This is a genomic window from Paenibacillus sp. J31R30 (assembly GCF_059692115.1).
Genome location: NZ_JCAUAV010000002.1, coordinates 534197 through 550794, shown reverse-complemented (window position 1 = coordinate 550794; position 16598 = coordinate 534197). Strand labels below are relative to the sequence as shown.

The 16598-nt window shown below is 45.1% G+C and carries 17 protein-coding genes; 9 read left to right on the top strand and 8 right to left on the bottom strand.

Translation table 11 applies throughout. The features are described 5' to 3' along the window. Window positions 1-26 precede the first annotated feature (26 nt). From AC58QO_RS08465 to AC58QO_RS08450, 4 genes are all read left to right on the top strand, one after another. Window positions 27-221, top strand: a complete 195-nt coding sequence (locus AC58QO_RS08465; RefSeq protein ID WP_056616326.1) for a hypothetical protein — start codon at window positions 27-29, stop codon at window positions 219-221. A 131-nt stretch (window positions 222-352) separates the two neighbouring features. Then, on the top strand, window positions 353-586 hold the full coding sequence (locus tag AC58QO_RS08460) for a Sec-independent protein translocase subunit TatA/TatB (protein ID WP_497264857.1): 234 nt from the start codon (window positions 353-355) through the stop codon (window positions 584-586). A 186-nt stretch (window positions 587-772) separates the two neighbouring features. After that, window positions 773-1966: a putative glycoside hydrolase gene (locus AC58QO_RS08455; RefSeq protein ID WP_497264856.1), complete on the top strand. Its 1194-nt coding sequence runs from the start codon at window positions 773-775 to the stop codon at window positions 1964-1966. 133 nt (window positions 1967-2099) lie between these two features. Next, the gene (locus AC58QO_RS08450) at window positions 2100-3056 is read left to right on the top strand and encodes a D-2-hydroxyacid dehydrogenase (protein ID WP_497264855.1); all 957 of its coding nucleotides are present in this window, start codon (window positions 2100-2102) and stop codon (window positions 3054-3056) included. 208 nt (window positions 3057-3264) lie between these two features. On the opposite strand, the gene serS is transcribed toward AC58QO_RS08450, so the two are convergent. From serS to AC58QO_RS08425, 5 genes are all read right to left on the bottom strand, one after another. Continuing rightward, complete coding sequence (serS, locus tag AC58QO_RS08445; protein ID WP_497264854.1) at window positions 3265-4548, bottom strand: serine--tRNA ligase; 1284 nt, start codon at window positions 4546-4548, stop codon at window positions 3265-3267. A 303-nt stretch (window positions 4549-4851) separates the two neighbouring features. After that, window positions 4852-5820 carry a 6-phosphofructokinase gene (pfkA, locus tag AC58QO_RS08440; RefSeq protein WP_497264852.1) on the bottom strand — a complete coding sequence of 323 codons (969 nt, stop codon included), beginning with the start codon at window positions 5818-5820 and terminating at the stop codon, window positions 4852-4854. 37 nt (window positions 5821-5857) lie between these two features. After that, on the bottom strand, window positions 5858-6883 hold the full coding sequence (locus AC58QO_RS08435; protein ID WP_497265445.1) for a tetraprenyl-beta-curcumene synthase family protein: 1026 nt from the start codon (window positions 6881-6883) through the stop codon (window positions 5858-5860). Between the two features lie 49 nt (window positions 6884-6932). Next, window positions 6933-7565, bottom strand: a complete 633-nt coding sequence (locus AC58QO_RS08430) for a hypothetical protein (protein ID WP_497264851.1) — start codon at window positions 7563-7565, stop codon at window positions 6933-6935. A gap of 28 nt (window positions 7566-7593) precedes the next feature. Further along, window positions 7594-7908, bottom strand: coding sequence for a hypothetical protein (locus tag AC58QO_RS08425; protein WP_497264850.1), 315 nt, complete (start codon window positions 7906-7908; stop codon window positions 7594-7596). 171 nt (window positions 7909-8079) lie between these two features. Between AC58QO_RS08425 and AC58QO_RS08420 the strand changes: the two genes are divergently transcribed. The 3 genes from AC58QO_RS08420 (at window position 8080) to AC58QO_RS08410 (ending at window position 11527) form a co-directional block, all read left to right on the top strand. Continuing rightward, window positions 8080-9414 (top strand): multi antimicrobial extrusion protein MatE, encoded by a 1335-nt coding sequence (locus AC58QO_RS08420; protein ID WP_497264849.1) that lies wholly within the window; start codon window positions 8080-8082, stop codon window positions 9412-9414. Window positions 9415-9434: 20 nt separating this feature from the next. Further along, window positions 9435-10613, top strand: coding sequence for an MFS transporter (locus AC58QO_RS08415; protein ID WP_497264847.1), 1179 nt, complete (start codon window positions 9435-9437; stop codon window positions 10611-10613). A 266-nt stretch (window positions 10614-10879) separates the two neighbouring features. Beyond that, complete coding sequence (locus tag AC58QO_RS08410; protein ID WP_497264846.1) at window positions 10880-11527, top strand: nitroreductase family protein; 648 nt, start codon at window positions 10880-10882, stop codon at window positions 11525-11527. A gap of 200 nt (window positions 11528-11727) precedes the next feature. Here AC58QO_RS08410 and AC58QO_RS08405 read toward each other — a convergent pair whose 3' ends face one another. Next, window positions 11728-13953 carry an MMPL family transporter gene (locus tag AC58QO_RS08405; RefSeq protein ID WP_497264845.1) on the bottom strand — a complete coding sequence of 742 codons (2226 nt, stop codon included), beginning with the start codon at window positions 13951-13953 and terminating at the stop codon, window positions 11728-11730. A 126-nt stretch (window positions 13954-14079) separates the two neighbouring features. On the opposite strand from AC58QO_RS08405, the gene AC58QO_RS08400 reads away from it, so the two are divergent. After that, complete coding sequence (locus AC58QO_RS08400) at window positions 14080-14700, top strand: TetR/AcrR family transcriptional regulator (RefSeq protein ID WP_497264844.1); 621 nt, start codon at window positions 14080-14082, stop codon at window positions 14698-14700. Window positions 14701-14874: 174 nt separating this feature from the next. Here AC58QO_RS08400 and AC58QO_RS08395 read toward each other — a convergent pair whose 3' ends face one another. Both AC58QO_RS08395 and AC58QO_RS08390 read right to left on the bottom strand, forming a co-directional pair. After that, window positions 14875-15072, bottom strand: a complete 198-nt coding sequence (locus AC58QO_RS08395; protein ID WP_028556542.1) for a cold shock domain-containing protein — start codon at window positions 15070-15072, stop codon at window positions 14875-14877. A 127-nt stretch (window positions 15073-15199) separates the two neighbouring features. Next, window positions 15200-15916, bottom strand: coding sequence for a class I SAM-dependent methyltransferase (locus AC58QO_RS08390; RefSeq protein WP_497264843.1), 717 nt, complete (start codon window positions 15914-15916; stop codon window positions 15200-15202). Window positions 15917-16112: 196 nt separating this feature from the next. Between AC58QO_RS08390 and AC58QO_RS08385 the strand changes: the two genes are divergently transcribed. Beyond that, window positions 16113-16358, top strand: coding sequence for a hypothetical protein (locus AC58QO_RS08385; RefSeq protein ID WP_436237680.1), 246 nt, complete (start codon window positions 16113-16115; stop codon window positions 16356-16358). Window positions 16359-16598 lie beyond the last annotated feature (240 nt).

The window sequence follows — 16598 nt, the reverse complement described above, 5'->3', positions numbered from 1 at the left end:
ATTCTAATCTTCTGATTGGAAGGGTGATGCTTGTGGAGACAGTCAAATTATCCAGGATTGTAATGAAATTAACGCCCGAGTTGTATCCCTCTTTAACCAGCAATGAGTTGGAATCCGAGATCGTGCTACGGTTCGGTATAGAGGCACTCGCAGCGGAAGATGTCATGGAAATTATTCAATTCAGCATTTCGGAACATCATAAGGACACCCTGTACCATTAAGGGTGTCTTTTTTTGCATCGCATCTGATGATCTGATGTCAAGATTATTAAAATTGTAATAATTAAGCTATATAGGTTATGATAAGTCCATGATATAATAAGGCTACATAAATTTTACTGGAGGTGTCTGGAATGGGAGCTTTATCTCCTTGGCACATCATTCTTATTGCGATCGTTGCCCTACTCTTGTTTGGGCCTAATAAACTGCCTGAACTTGGACGTGGTTTCGGCAAAATGTTCCGCGAATTCAAAGATGCAACGAATGGGAACGGCAATAACTCATCCAATGATGATCAACCTACGATCGCACGGAAAGAAATTAACCCTGAAGTTACGAATAGTGAGTCAGGACAAGTTAATAAGTAATATTTAAACACTCGGAAGCTCAGATTCCGGGTGTTTTTTTCATTTTTCCTACAAAAGACCGTGTTTCTCATGCGTCAAATTACTCATACAAGCTTCTACAAAAGCCTACAAATTTCCTCTGTGCGTAGTTTCCCGCTTGCCTTATAATGAAAGCTAGAAACAAGGATTGGAGTGGACTTATACATCATGGAAATTTTACTTGCTTCACTTGCCCTCATTTGGGGGAATGTTACAGCCGCAAACCCAGACGCAAGCTTTGAACAGCTCGTTCAGGCTTCACTAGAAGCGAAGAACGCTGTAGCGATCGTTCAACCCGTAACTCCTGCAACTCCTGCGGAGGCGACGGATCCACTCGCACCTGTCAACAAGGTAGATCCACAGAAGGATGCCCCTGTTGTGAAAGGGATCTACTCAACTGCCCATAGTGCAGGCGGTTCGAGACTCAATACGCTTGTAAAGCTACTTGATGATACGGATTTGAATGCAATGGTTATCGATGTGAAAGATGACTGGGGTTACATCACATGGGAAACTGGGAATGCCGAGCTGGATGCAATGGGAACAACCCAGAAAATCATTGGTAATATGCCAGGCCTTATGACTACACTACAAGAACATAACATTTATCCAATTGCACGTATCGTCGTTTTCAAAGACACAATTCTTGCTAAGAAGAAACCGGAAATATCTTTCGTTAATCCAGATGGCACATTATGGGGGAATGGTAAAAATCCTCCTGATAGCTTCGTTAATCCATACAGCAAAGAGGTATGGGACTACAATATCGCCGTAGCCAAAGAAGCTGTTAAAGCAGGCTTTAAAGAAATCCAATTTGATTATGTCCGTTTCCCTGAAGGTTTCGAGAAAAGGGCAGATATTCTCAAATATACCAAGGATGAGCGTTCACGGATTGATGCCGTCTCTTCTTTCGTGAAATACGCAAGAGAACAATTATCACCGCTTGGCGTTCGCGTTTCTGTTGATATCTTTGGCTACGCGGCTTCTGTCCCTGCAGCTGAAGGTATTGGTCAGGATTTCGAGAAAATCTCGCAGAATGTCGATGTTATTGCTCCAATGATTTATCCAAGTCATTACAGCACGGGCTGGTTCGGTTCCAAAGTGCCCGATGCAGCGCCGTATGCTACCATCAATGGTGCTTCCAAGGATACTAATAAGAAGCTTGAAGAAATTGATAAAAAGGGCTGGAAGCCGGTTGTCCGTCCTTGGATTCAGGATTTCACCGCATCTTGGGTGCCTGGTTATATTAAATACGGCAAACATGAATTAGATGAACAAATTCGTGCCCTGAAAGACAACGGCATTAACGAGTATTTGTTATGGAATGCCAATAATAACTATACGCCTAATGTAAGCTATTAATAGTTAACTGTATGTACCCTGAGAGCCGATTTCGCTCTCAGGGTATTTTCACATCTGGTTAGAGTTTACTTTCGGTTTCCATTTCCTTTATCATTGTAGTATTCGTAGTGAAAAATAGTTAGGATGTGATACTGTGCTGAAAATCGTAGCTATAACTGGCATGAATTTAACTTCTATGCAAGAACAAATGCCGCAAGACTTGAAGGAACGCTCACAGTTTCACTGGTTTTCATCTTCCAAGGATGCTGGAGACCTCATTCCTGATGCGGATGTCATCATCTCCGCAGGTCGCTTACACCCTGAAATCGTCTCTCGAGCAGCGAAGCTGAAATGGGTACAAACCTTATCCGCTGGCGTTGATAAACTGCCTCTCGCTGAGCTGGAGCAACGTCAAGTGCTTGTTACGAATGCCAGAGGTGTTCACACCATTCAAATGAGTGAATTCGCGCTGAGCCTTATGCTGCAATGGGTTCGGAAAGCAAATTTACTTCACGATAACCAACAGCAGCACGTGTGGGACCATCAAGTTCGCTTTGGTGAGCTGCACGGCAAGACGATTGGCATTATCGGAGCTGGTGCCATCGGCGAAGCGGTAGCTCGTAAAGCCAAAGCATTCGATATGTCGGTCATCGGCCTCAATCGTTCGGGGACACCGCAAGCCGCCTTCGATACAACCGTCCACGGTGAGGATGGCCTTCAGCTGCTCCTATCTCAAAGCGATTTCGTCGTTGTTCTCCTTCCTAGTACCGAGAAAACCAGGGGCTTCTTGCAAAAGGAGCATCTAGCGCTTATGAAGCCAAGTGCCTTTTTCATCAATTTAGCTCGCGGAGATGTCATCGACGAAGCAGCATTGATCCAAGCCTTGCAGGAGGGTAAGCTTGCCGGTGCAGCTTTGGATGTTTTCGAGCAAGAGCCGTTACCTTCCACTTCTCCATTATGGGGCATGAAGAATGTAATTCTAACCCCTCATATTGCGGGCGCATCCGAACATTATACAGATCGCGTATCCTTAATCTTCTATCACAATTTGCGCGCGATACTGGATGGCGGAGATATGATCAATGTTGTGGACTTAGCTGAAGGTTATTAACCACTGTTCTCTTAAAAGCACCTATCGCCACGATCCCTTTCGCTCAGGTTAGCATGAGTGGAGTCATATCCTGAGCCGATGGGATAGTGCCCAGAATTGTAGGTGATAAAGTCGTCACACGCGGTTGTGGGCCGCTGGGCCTCCGCGCTAACGCTCAAACAAAAAGCACCTTATCCTACTAAATCACTTAGGATAAGGTGCTTTTCAATTATAGCGCCGGAATTGCATTGAGTCCGCGCATATAAGGTCGCAGTGCAGGCGGTATATAAATCGATCCATCCGCCTGTTGATGATTCTCAAGCAAAGGAATTAAGATACGTGGCGATGCAACAGCTGTATTGTTCAGCGTATAGCAATAACGCAACATGCCTTCTTGATCGCGATAGCGAAGATTACTCCGTCTCGCTTGAAAGTCCAGCAGGCTCGACGACGAATGTGTTTCGCCATAAGCCCCGCGGCTTGGCATCCAAGTTTCAATGTCGAATTGCTTGTAATTCTTAGCCCCCATGTCCCCCGAACATACAGCCACAACACGATAGGGTAGTTCTAGAAGAGCAAGTAGATCTTCGGCATTTTGTGTAATCTGCTGCAGCATGCGCTCAGCTTCCTCGGCGTTATTCTCGCAAAGGATCACTTGTTCCACTTTCGCGAATTGATGAACACGATATAGTCCTCTCACGTCTCTCCCTGCCGAACCCGCTTCTTTGCGGAAGCAATTCGACACTGCCGCTAACTGAATCGGCCCCTTCGTCAGATCAACGATCTCCCCAGCATAATACGAAACCAATGGACCTTCCGAAGTTCCAACTAACCATGCATTGTCATCCTGAAGCTCATAGGTTTGATCTTTGCCAGCTGGAAAGAAGGCAGCGTTCAGCAGGGTTTCCTCCCGCACCATGAGCGGTACATCCATCACGGTAAACCCGCGATCTGTTAGCAGGTCAATGGCAAGCTGTTGGACAGCTCGATGCAAATAAAGCCCCATCCCTTTGAGGTAATAATTTCGGCTGCCTGCAACCTTAACACCTCGAACGACATCAATCAAGTCTAGCGCTTCGCCAAGCTGCAGGTGATCTTTCATCTCGAATGCAAACATCGGCTTTTCACCAACGACCTTCAGCTCTACGTTCTCTTGATCGCTCGCTCCTATTGGCGTATCCGGCGAGGCGAGATTCGGTATTTTCAGCATGAGTTCCTTAAATCTTTGGTCATACTCGTTCAATTCCGCTTCCAGAGCCGTTAAGCTCTGATTCCAGCCGCGAACTTGCTCCTTCAAGCTTTCTGCTTCTAGAGCCATCCGCTGCGACATATAGATCGCAATCTGCTCCGACGCGCGATTGCGCTCTGCTCGGAGCTGATCCACTTGCCCCTGCAATTCTCTTTTCTTCTCATCGATGAGGAGAAGTTCCTCAACATGGCATTCTACTCCTTTGCGAGTAGCTGCTGTTTTCACTTGCTCTTGGTTGTTACGAATCCATTTGATATCCAACATTTCCCGTCACCGCTTCCTTTTCGAATGTGTGAAAAAGACAAAGAACGCCCTCAGTCCGATTGGGACGAGGAGCGTTCTGCTCGCGGTGCCACCCAACTTGATGAATGACAGGAACTGTCATTCATCCGCTTGGTTCCGCGATAACGGGCGGTGCCGGTTTATTTAGAGAAAGATCCTAAGATCTTTCCGATCATGAACGTCTCCGAGTTGGATGCTCTTCATAGACATGATGTCGATGTATATATTGTTGTCTATAATAGCCGAAATTTGAAAGAGAATCAATATGCTTTAGCAAAAATAGGCTTATTGTGACAAACGGCTAGCTAATTCATAGAGCTCCATATTAAAGGTACGTTTCGTGTTTACAACCAGATCGATATCCGTTGCCACGAGTTCACCTTTGATGATGCCGCAAGCTTTGGAAGAATCACCCTCCATGAGTTTGCGAACAGCGAAATCACCTAAACGGCTTGCCAAAATACGGTCGTTGTGCGTAGGTGCACCTCCGCGTTGAATATGACCAAGAACGGTAACACGAGGCTCAATGCCGTTCGTTTCCGTGATCTTCTTGGCAATACCTTCGCCAGTGCCTGCTCCTTCAGCTACAAGGATAATACTGTGACGCTTGCCATGGTTGAAGTTATCCTTCATCCGATTAGCTACCTCAGTGATATCTACATCCACCTCAGGCACAATAATGGTTTCAGCACCGCTTGCAAGTCCCGCATACAGCGCGATTTCACCACAATGACGCCCCATAACCTCAACAACAGATGAACGCTCATGAGATGTCATGGTATCGCGCAGCTTGTTAATCGCATCCACTACAATGCTTACAGCAGTATCAAATCCAATTGTAAAGTCCGTGAATGGGATGTCGTTGTCAATGGTGCCTGGCAGACCCATCGTTTTGATCCCCAGCTTACTAAGCTTGTTTGCGCCTTGATAGGAACCATCCCCACCGATAACAACGAGGCCGTCAATTCCGCGTTTACGCAAGTTATCTGCACCGATTTGTTGTCCTTCAGGTGTCATAAACTCTTTGCAACGAGCCGTTTGAAGGATCGTCCCTCCGCGTTGAATGATGTCACCTACGCTTCGCAAATCCATTTTACGGATATCATCATTAATAAGACCTTGATACCCACGTTGAACTGCATACACTTCGAGCCCATGGAATAAAGCACTTCGAACAACCGCCCGAACGGCTGCGTTCATCCCCTGAGAATCTCCTCCACTGGTTAAAACGGCAATTGATTTTACTGCTGACATTTTTAATTTCCTCCTTCTACATTCTTATGAATGACATTCATGATGTCGTACGGATATACATGCTATTTATCCAGAAAAAGAGCCTTGTCAAAGGACTATTTTTCATCAGACGCTTTGATATTTTCTTCACTTGGTGTTGACTGTTGACCTTAGGGTCCGATAAATAGAGAGCAAGCAAACCTTCGATTATCATACGATGAAATCTCGGATGTTCCAAGAACAAAATTTTACTTCTCGCCTCTTGCACGATGAAAGCGATTCGCTCTACGGTTATATCCAAGGAGTCATAGTAGGTACAGAAATTCAGGTCTCCGCCTTCTCTGTCTTCTTCCTGATCAATCAGATAATCAAGCAAAATATGTAAACCACAAACATACGGAAAATAAGCTTCCCGAATGGAATTCACCTGCTTGTCCGTCAGAACGGGATCACATGCAGCCAAAAACAACATAAACATGCCTAAGGTTGAGCCTGTAGCGGCAGCAAACTCATTCCAATCAATCTGATGATACTTATGGTGATGGTTATTCCACCATTGATGAAGCTGAGCTTCACGCAAATCCTTGCGGATATGCTTGTACACCTGCAAATCACAGTATAAGCCAACGAATTCTTTCACTTGGTCAGCTACCTTCAAATACGATGGCATCTGACAGATCGAAGCCTGACATTGCTGAACTAGCTCAGTTAAATAACCATCGTCATCCTTCTCATCTCTGTACGCATAGTAATCATGTTGTGGCTTCGCGGGATCAACCGCATCTAGCATCGATTGATGCAATTGGCGAAAATCCGACGGATCCAGTGATGTACTGCGATCACATAAATTATCTAAATAGTCGCTAATGGACTGGAAAGCTACGATAAGTGGGATGAGCACATGACGCATCGATAAATGAGCAGCTGCATATACAGCTCCTCCTTGACAATGGAATTGCTTCGTAGCAATGCTAGCTAATGCTTGAGTTCGAAGCTCTTCATCGGGAATATTCGCTGCTTTACTTTTCCAACGGGTCAGCTGTTCATTGACTTCTGGTAAAATATAGCGATACACACTGATCATTAATCGAATCGGTCCTTGCGGAACCTTTGCATGGCTCCTAATCCATATCCTACTTCTGTCCAATTGCTTCAAGCAAACTTCCTCCACAACTTTGTTCATAGCAGAATTGAAGTAATAGCTGCATTTCAGCTCGCTGAATGTGACGTAACCAACTGTCTACTGTAGGATTCTGCACAAGTGACACTTGGATTTCAATCACATCAATAAATACATAGGGATTCCAAACAGGCGATGTTACAAGCACTTCAAGCTTATGACGAAGCGCATCATTTTCCAATTCAATAAAGTCCTTGAGCGATAAACTATCTCTTACACATTGGATAAGATTAGAAAAAATAGGATGATGGCCAACATCGTTAAACCAGTATTTCGCATTGCTATAGTCGCCTTCCATGCGATGCATAAGCGCATGCCAGTAGCTTCCCGTAGCATTCGTAATTTCCTGTGAAATATCATGTGATTTGTCCAGACTTTCATTTAGGAGAAAGAGACCCGCCTTAATAGCTTGACCATAGGGCAGCTGTTCAGGACTTCCCTCCGTAATTAGCGCAGCTGAGAGTGCTTCTATACGTGCATCCATCGCGACATCCCATTCTTCTATCGGATAAAGCGATGGGAGATGCTCCAGAAGAGGTTTTGCTATCGCTCCAAGCCAGTTATTCCCATCCTTATTGCTATGCATGCAGTCATTCTCCCTTCATTGACAACCATTAATGGTGGGTTTTTGATTCCAAATCTTGATTAGTACGGAACCAGAGATGAAGATCATTTATGATTGAAGCCAAGTCAGCAATATCGGAATTCAAACGGCAGGAGGTTACGAAATCGTCTTCCTTATCGAGTTTATTTTGCTTTTCAATTATTTGTGCTTCCAATTTCATAATACGATCTGGGATAATGCCTCGTATTTGCTCCCAACGTAACAAGAGATGGATGCGAACGGCAGCATCATACATGTCCCATTCCAATTCCAAAACGGGAATCTCGATACCGAGCCTCTCATCATACTGAAAATAACTGTTCATTCCTTATGTACCTCCTTGCAGGCAAACAGTCTGTCTTGTTCAAGAAACATTCTACCTTTAAATGTATCACTTCAAACCTTGGGTTTCCAGTTAAAATTGTATGTCAACCTGATTTCATTTTCTGATATACTTAAGTAATTGTTTTGCAATAAACGAAGGAGTGCGATTTGGATGACCGCTAAGACATTAAAAGAAACGATCACATGGCAACAGCTCATCTCCTTTTTCCTCCCCCTCGGACTGTCTGCAACGCTTGTAACCCTCTCGCACGTTATTATTAATAGTACGTTGGCTAGGGCGGATAATCCCGAGCTCGTCATCGCCACCTATGCCATTCCCCTAAGTCTTCTAGGACTGACTGAGAGACCAGTCGTCTTACTGCGTCAAGCCTGCTCTGCGCTCGTCAGGGATCGGGTTTCATTCCGTGCCATGGGCGTTGTCAGCTCTTATGTATTTGCCTGCATCATACTGCTTGGACTCATACTCTGTTATACACCGGTTGGCGAATGGGTGTTTCTTTACTTTTTTGGCGTAGAACGCGAAATACTGGCCGCAACGCTAAGTGTATATCGTATACTTATGTACGTTAGCATCTTCTCCGGACTGCGTTGTTTATTTCATGGGATTATTATTTTCAACATGCGCACCAAATGGCTAACCATCGGTATGGGTGTCAGGATCATCGCGATGTATTTATTATCTTTATATTTCATCACAACGGATAATGTCTCTAGCGGTAAAGTAGGTGCCATTATTTTCCTTGTCGGTATGGTGATTGAGGCCGCTATTGCAATTTGGGAAGGGACAAGCTTGCTGAAGCGTGTCATTCCTGAGAAAGCACCTGACCATCCAATTGAGACGAAGCAGCAAATTTTCAGCTTTTATAAACCGCTGCTATATTCATCTGTCATTGCCGTAATTATCGGACCATCTATTAATGCTATGTTAGGCAAAACAACTCATATTCATCTCGCCATCTCGTCCTTTGCGATCGCGGGATCCTTAACGCAGTTAGTAATGAGTTTTTTCTCGTACATACATCAAATCGTGCTAAATTTCTATCGCAAGGATGCTGAACGCGTAAAAAAATTCATTCTCCTGCTGAGCTTCATTCCAGGAGCACTCATTGCCATACTGGCCTATACGCCGATCGGCCCTTGGTTTATGACTCATGTCATGGGTGTGAATGCCGAATTAAGACAAGCCAGCCTAAGTGCAATGCGAATTTTCATGATTATGACGATTGTATTCCCTTGGCTTGATTATATGAATGGCATTATCATGCTGCGAGGCCAAACTAAAATCATGGTTTTCTCGCAATCTGCGAATGCTACTATTACGGTACTCACTTTATTCGTTGCCATTGCAACTGTTCCAGGCTGGAACGGGATGATTGGCGCGCTGGCACAATCGGTAGGGATGCTGGCAGAGCTGCTTGTCGTTATCTATGTGCTCAAACGAACAGCTGACGTTCAGCAACCTAGCCAACTTCAAGAAAATAAGTAATGAAATGGTGTTGATTACGTTTGTCCAAATCAAATCAGATCGATTCGAATGATCGATTGCTCAAAATGTTTACTCTATCTTTTTTTATGACGATGGGAATTGTTGTTACCTTCTTTCCGCTTTATTTCGATTACAAAGGGTATTCCAAAATCCAAATCGGCTTGCTTTATGCCATTGGGCCGTTGATTGGCATAGCAACCAACCTGCTCTGGGGATTCCTGAGCGATCGCTACCAAACCGTCAAGAAGATCATGATCATTCTGATCCTTGGTCAGCTAGTAACAGCGGTCTTGGTAGTCACCGCAGGCTGGTTCTCCTTGCTCTACGTCTGCTTGGCGGCGTTTTTCTTCTTCCAACAGCCGGTGAACTCCTTGAATGACAGCCAAGTTATGCTGCATGTCCGCTCCAGCGGGAAAAGCTACGCCTCCTTCCGCGCATACGGGTCAATCGGCTTCGCGCTTGCTGCTGGCGGCTTCGGCATATTACTGCGAGCCTATGGCACCGGGCTGACACCTGTCCTGCTTTTTATCACGATAGGCTGTACATTGATCATAGTTTTTCTATTGAAAGATGCGCGTCAAGGCGGCAAGAAGATGGCTTTTGGTGGCATGGTGAACATCATCCGCTCCAAAAAATTCATCTGGTTCCTTACTCTCGTGATCATCATGTCGGTTTCCCATCGGTTCAATGATGGCTTCTTAGCCCTCTATATGCGTCAGCTAGGCGCTTCCGATTCACTCATTGGCTATGCTTGGATGACATCGGCACTTAGCGAGATACCTGTATTTTTCTATTTGAGCAAGCACGGACATCGCTTCAAGGAGCTTCCTTTACTTGCCTTTGCAGGCGTTATCTATGCCTTCCGCTTCGTGATGATGGGCTTTATCCAAAATCCTACTTGGATCATAGGCGTTCAGCTTCTCCACAGCTTAACTTTCGGCGTTTTCCTATTCACGGCGAATCGTTATTTGAGCCAAATTATTCCGGATGAGTATCGTTCCTCGGGTCAAGCTATATTCGCAGTTGCCTGGTCCAGTGTCGCTGGCTTGATCAGCGGTACGGCAGGCGGGTGGATCTATAATGCCGCAGGCGGCAGCACTGTTTATCTCATTGCCGCTGCCTTGTCGACTACGTCAGCCATCGGTTTTCTGTGTACATATCTATTTCAAAAGAATGAGGATGCCCTTCCAAGTCGATGATATAGAAATCGTCACTTCCTTACAGCTTTACCAACTTGGGATGTCGCGGTAGTTGTACTCCCAGCTGATCTCCCCTATAATAAGGATATAGTCTTAGTACCAAGTAATGAGAAAACCTCTATCGAGGCAATTCAAGGATGAGCGACCGCGTTTAGAGGAAGGTTTTATCGCCAAATAGAAAGACGTTTTCGGGAACCGAAAACGTCTTTCTATTGTGGAAAATCACACAGAATAATATGAGCAGCAAAGGTAGGTACACATTTACTATGATGTATGAAGATTTCAAAGCCATCGTTCTTGAAAGACGCAGTATTCGCAATTTTACAGAGCAAGCAGTCGCAGTTGAAGATATTCGAGAGATCATCGACTGTGCTCGGTACGCTCCTAGTGATACGAATTCACAAACGTGGAAATTTATCGCCATTCGAAATACAGAAAAAATCAAACATATTGAGCAATTGACCTGGGATCAGCTCCATCTGCGTGCCGCGGAAGCTGAGGAGAAGGGGCTATCCAGAGAAGCACGCATGCTCGTGAGATCCTTCGGACCTTACGCGACGGCCTTCTCCGATGCGCCTGTTCTCATCATCTGCTTGGCGACACCGTATGAGTCCAAGTTCCGTGATCGTATCTTCGACCCCATTCAATTGGTCGATGACCATGTTTGGGCTGAAGAAGGCATCAAGAGCTCCTGTCTGGCTTCACAGAACCTGATGCTTGCGGCTCACGCTAGAGGCTTAGCAACATGCCCTATGACAGGACCCGTGCTGTTAGCACAGGATCAAATCAGAGCTTATCTAGAGATTCCAGCTGAATATCAAATCAACATGGTGATTTCCCTAGGCTATCCGAAGGAAAGACCTGGGAAAATGGCCCGCAAGGAAGTTGATGATATTCTTCAAATCATCGACTAACCGTATCTGGCAAAGCTAATATTGGAACGAAAAAGGAGCTAATGCGTGTTCACGCTTAGCTCCTTTGTTTATTGCAAATATAAATACGCCAAGTGTAAGCGAAAAAAGGTCAAAGATGCTAAAGTACACTTATTTTCGGGGGAAAGGGTAATACATAGCTAAATTAGTGCGAAAGAGCATCTTTTAAGACTTTGCCAAAATTAATTGTTGGATACAGCTTCTTGTGACCCTCTCTTCACTTTACTTGGCCAGAAAACAGCATCCCCTAGCAGCATGGTAATCGAAGGTACGAGGAACGGTCTTACAATGAACGTATCCAGAATCACACCAACGGCACAGATGACACCGAACTGCACAAGCACTTGAATCGGCAGCGAGGCTAGAACCGCAAAGGTGCCTGCCAAAATCAATCCTGCTGAAGTAATTACGCTGCTCGTTGAGCTTACGCCCAATCGAATGGCATCCTTCAGTTTCAAGCGATTTCGCTCCTGCCAAATGCTCGAAATCATGAAAATATTATAATCCTCACCTAAAGCTACGAGGAAGACGAACGCATATAGCGGTATTAATCCTTGGATTGCCGCCGTATCCATGAAATAGTGCAAAATGAGCCAGCCTGCACCTAAAGCCGAGTAATAGGAAAGTAACACGGTTGCGATCAGATAGACGGTTGCCACAATAGAACGTAGATATACAAGTAAGAGTATCGCAATTACGGCAATAACAACGGGAATGACAATCTTCGTATCGCGCTCTACAACGGTTTTCGTATCATATTGCGTAGCCGTTTCTCCCCCCACCCACACCTGCGGTGAAGCTATGCCTGCCTCTACCAGCTTCTGCTCCAAGGTGCTCCGAATTTCAGGAATCCGATTGATAATCTCCAAATCGTAGGGATCTTGTTTGAAAATCAACTCATATGCCTTATAATTAGCGTCCTTCTTACTAGCCTCTGGTTTACTTACCGATTCTACATAAGAAAGCTTTGCAAGATCTCCTTGGACATCTATATTCTTGCCTGCTGTATTAACTACCACTTTAACTGGAGCTAGTGAGCCTGGTGAAACATGCTCGGATAATAAGCTAAAGCCTTCTCGTGACGCCATCGTGGAAGGGAAAGATTCCAATATGTTATACGTAAATTTTACCTGAGGAGCAAATGCCGCAAGTGTGATGAGAACGATTAATGAGATGACGAGGACACTTTTTGGTTTCTCCGTTACCACGCGTCCAAGCGCGGCACTCATCGCGCCAACGGGCTTTTGCTCGCGAATTCGCTTCCCTTTTCGAGCTTCCTTCACTGCTCTCATTTCAGCCGTCAATGGAATGAAGGGGAAGAACGACACGCGTCCTATGATGGCAAGCAGCGTAGGAACAAGGGTTAGACTTGCCAGTGCCATGATGAAGATAGCTACACTGAAAGGGATCGCGAAGCGGTGATTCGAACCATAGTGAGCGAATAACAAGCCCAGCAAGGATACAATAACAGTGAGTCCACTCATCCCTATCGCACCTGTTGAACCTCCAAATGAAGCGCGAAGTGCGCTATATTTGTCTTTCTCCTCCAATAGCGCTTGTCGATATCGGGCAACGAAGAAGAGGCAATAATCCGTTCCTGCCCCAAACAGCAGTACGGTCATAATCGAGATCGACTGTGCGTCTACCGTGATCCAACCTTGCTTGGCCATGAATCCAAGAAGAGGTGAAATGACCCCATAAGCAAATCCTACGCCTACTAATGGAATGATTGCCAGGATTGGCGAGCGATACAGTAAAATGAGCAGCAGTAGTACAAGCAGCACCGTTGCTAACAACAGCGTAAAATCTGCTCCTTTGAAAAGTGCTGTTGCGTCCGTTTGAATGCCGACCGGCCCCGTAATTCGGGCATGCAGTCCGTCTTCGTCTACGTTAGCCTCAAAGGGATCACTCCCTAATTGACTGACCGTGACCTCTTCCAGTGTGGCCATGCTTTCCTGGAGGACTTCCGTTTCTGTTCCTTCGTTGAATGAAATCGGCAGGACGAGAAGCTTACCGTCCTTGGATACCATGCTTTTTAGAGCTGACGCCGGCATGGTATGCAGCGGAGGCAATCCCTTCTGCCCGGCTAACGGGACATCAGTTAGCTGCTTGGCAACCTTTTGAACACCAGCTAAATCTAAATCGGTCAAGCCTGTTCCACGATACCAAACAACAAGAGCAGGAACGCCATCATTACTAGGAAACTGCTCCTTCACTAGGGCAGCTGCCTCAAGCGACCACGAATCCGTTGGCAGTTGCCGTGCAGCATTATTTTCTTGTGAATTGACGTTAGGTAGAAAGACAGATAAAATGCCTGTAAGTAAAACCCAAACAGCCAATGTCACCCATTTGCTGCGGCGACCTGCAACTATACCGCCAATTTTACTGAACAAAGGATTTTCATGCATCGTGTAGCCTCTCTCCCAAAATGTGAAATAGTGATATAATTATTCTTGCAGCCAAATTAATTATATATACTACATAGTTAATTAATCAAGTTTTATTTAGATTCGTCTCAGGAGTGACACAAACTTATGGAAAAAAAATCAAAACCACTCGGCAGACCCCGCGTTTCACAGGGAGAAATGCCTCTTAATCAAAAAATTTTAATGACAGCCATTCCACTATTCCTATCTCGTGGCTTCGAGTCTGTCTCTATGGACGATATCGCCAAAGAATGCCAGGTTACGAAAGCATCGGTCTATTATTATTTTCCTTCCAAATCGGACCTGCTTACAGCCTCAATGGTTCTGTTGATGGATAACGTAAGACGCGTTACGATCCAACGATTAAGCGAGCCCACTTCGCTTCGTGAAAGGCTGCTTGGCATTACAGAAGGACATCTGAAAGCGATCGATTTCGATCTGCATTCTTTCATGCGCAAGATGGAAGCTACCCTTTCTGAGGAGCAGATGATGGCTATGCGTAAATCCGAGCAAGGCATCTTGGATGCGCTGGAGAATGAATTCAGGAAATCGATCGAGTCCGGTGAAATCGGTCCTGTAAATCCACGCGTGATAGCTCGCGCTTATACCTCTCTCCTCATGATGGGCCATGCGCGCGATGGAAACGGGGATAAAATGTTCCCTCATGAGGGGCAAGCCGCTACGCAGATCATTGACATTCTATGGCACGGCCTATACCCGCCGAAATGAGACAACGTTAAAAGAAGCAAGCCTATGCCTATTCCCTGTCAGGAATTGCTGAGCTTGCTTCTTTCATGATTCATTTCATGCATAGGGAACAAAAAAGACAGCCCCGAGTGAACCCGAGAACTGTCTTTATTGCTTGTGCTATGACACTATTTATAAGTAGGGAATCCCAGTATCTTATAATTTGGTGACGTTAGCTGCTTGAGGACCACGGTTACCTTGAGTGATATCAAACTCAACGGATTGGCCTTCTTCTAATGTTTTGAATCCTTCGCCCTGAATTGCGGAGAAGTGAACGAATACATCGTCGCCTCCATCAACAGAAATAAAACCGTACCCTTTTTCTGCGTTAAACCATTTCACTGTACCCTTCAAATGAACAACCTCCTAAAAATATCGCCATCTATGACGAATAAGGAAATTATACCATTTGCATGGTGAAAAATCAACGGAAATTCCGAGGTGGATAAGCTGAAATTTGTTGATGTACCAAGGTTTTCCACTATGCAGAGGGGCCTTTTTTTATGCTTAAAAATTGATGAGAATTCGGTAGAAAAGGTAGACTAGCTTCTCTCTTCTGAACGGTAAATCTGTCCCTTTCCAGTTCGCTGATTAGGACATGGAGCTGAGCATATTCCACTTGCCGGAAACTAAGCAGCGGATATAATCTCACCTCGCCGCCTGGCTTGCACACTCGAAGCAATTCTCTAATAGCTGCCAAATGAAAGGCATAATCAAACTGTTCTTCATATAGAAACAGAAAATGGCTGCACATCACGAGATCGAAGCTTTCCGCTTCGAAAGGAAGCGAAGGTAAAGAAGCTTGATGATATCTAGCTGCGCCTTCCGAGCTTGCATAGTCCTCGATAAATCGCTGTAAAGCCTTTATTCGTCCTGCTTTATGCTGCTCAACAGAACCGTAGAATGTCCAATCGTACACATTGGTTAATTTCGCCATCTTCTCAGCGACTAGTTCAATCTCATGCCTACCATGCTCAGCAATTGCACTTGGCGACTTCTCATATAACGGATCAACCGCTTCTGCGTCAATCCCAAGCTGCCTTGCTTCAGTTGTAAACGACGATGCGCCGCCGGCGACATCCAAAACCCGTTTGCCAATGAAATCGGCTGTCTGTAACATAAACATTTTCTCGTATTCCACATACGATCTCGAGGTCATAGCAACCCCTACTTGCTCATAAACACGCTTCTGTTCCATGCTCATCTCTCCTCATCTCAGCTCGTAACCCCTTCCCTCTGGAAAGGATTAGGAAGATTCTAACATGAGGGTTTCCACGGTGCAATATGAAAATAACGAAAAACAACGAAAAAACGTTAGGCCTGTTTGGAAATAGCCGCATTTTATGATACGATTGTTTACATCTATAAGCTTACTACAGAAACGAGGAACTAAGATGTCACACCAACCTTTTAAAAGACATACGATTTATAAAAAAGATAAATGGAACATGCTCAATGTTGAGGTTCAAGGTACGAAAATCGTCCTGACCGAAATCTCCGACCAATGGGGCGAAGAGTGCCACACATTTATTGGACGACCTGCCATGCTGCACTGGGCTAGCGAGCGCTTTGCCAAAGATAAATTCGATGGCACTGAGGAAGAATTGCAAGCTATCATGGATGCTTTTAAAAACGTATAGTAGAAATCATGACTATTTTAAAAAGTGCTGCATATAATAAAAGTATAATCTCATAGCAATACTCCAAAGGGGAGTAGCTGATACAGTAAAGTCGTCAATTCGGATCCTCATCAGGTCCCGGCTTTATTGGCAACGACAAAACGTTGTTAGCAAGACCTTTGCCATGTTCATTGGTGAAGGTCTTTTTTGATGAATTAGAGCCTTCACCGGTCCAAAGGTGCTGGGCTCTTTTTGCATCCA

Bases quoted from the DNA above. Each gene is read 5' to 3' on its own strand.
- AC58QO_RS08465 (WP_056616326.1), top strand. From the start codon at position 27: ATGCTTGTGGAGACAGTCAAATTATCCAGGATTGTAATGAAATTAACG.
- AC58QO_RS08460 (WP_497264857.1), top strand. From the start codon at position 353: ATGGGAGCTTTATCTCCTTGGCACATCATTCTTATTGCGATCGTTGCC.
- AC58QO_RS08455 (WP_497264856.1), top strand. From the start codon at position 773: ATGGAAATTTTACTTGCTTCACTTGCCCTCATTTGGGGGAATGTTACA.
- serS (WP_497264854.1), bottom strand. From the start codon at position 4,548: ATGTTGGATATCAAATGGATTCGTAACAACCAAGAGCAAGTGAAAACA.
- pfkA (WP_497264852.1), bottom strand. From the start codon at position 5,820: ATGTCAGCAGTAAAATCAATTGCCGTTTTAACCAGTGGAGGAGATTCT.
- AC58QO_RS08435 (WP_497265445.1), bottom strand. From the start codon at position 6,883: ATGATCAGTGTGTATCGCTATATTTTACCAGAAGTCAATGAACAGCTG.
- AC58QO_RS08430 (WP_497264851.1), bottom strand. From the start codon at position 7,565: ATGCATAGCAATAAGGATGGGAATAACTGGCTTGGAGCGATAGCAAAA.
- AC58QO_RS08425 (WP_497264850.1), bottom strand. From the start codon at position 7,908: ATGAACAGTTATTTTCAGTATGATGAGAGGCTCGGTATCGAGATTCCC.
- AC58QO_RS08420 (WP_497264849.1), top strand. From the start codon at position 8,080: ATGACCGCTAAGACATTAAAAGAAACGATCACATGGCAACAGCTCATC.
- AC58QO_RS08410 (WP_497264846.1), top strand. From the start codon at position 10,880: ATGATGTATGAAGATTTCAAAGCCATCGTTCTTGAAAGACGCAGTATT.
- AC58QO_RS08405 (WP_497264845.1), bottom strand. From the start codon at position 13,953: ATGCATGAAAATCCTTTGTTCAGTAAAATTGGCGGTATAGTTGCAGGT.
- AC58QO_RS08400 (WP_497264844.1), top strand. From the start codon at position 14,080: ATGGAAAAAAAATCAAAACCACTCGGCAGACCCCGCGTTTCACAGGGA.
- AC58QO_RS08390 (WP_497264843.1), bottom strand. From the start codon at position 15,916: ATGGAACAGAAGCGTGTTTATGAGCAAGTAGGGGTTGCTATGACCTCG.
- AC58QO_RS08385 (WP_436237680.1), top strand. From the start codon at position 16,113: ATGTCACACCAACCTTTTAAAAGACATACGATTTATAAAAAAGATAAA.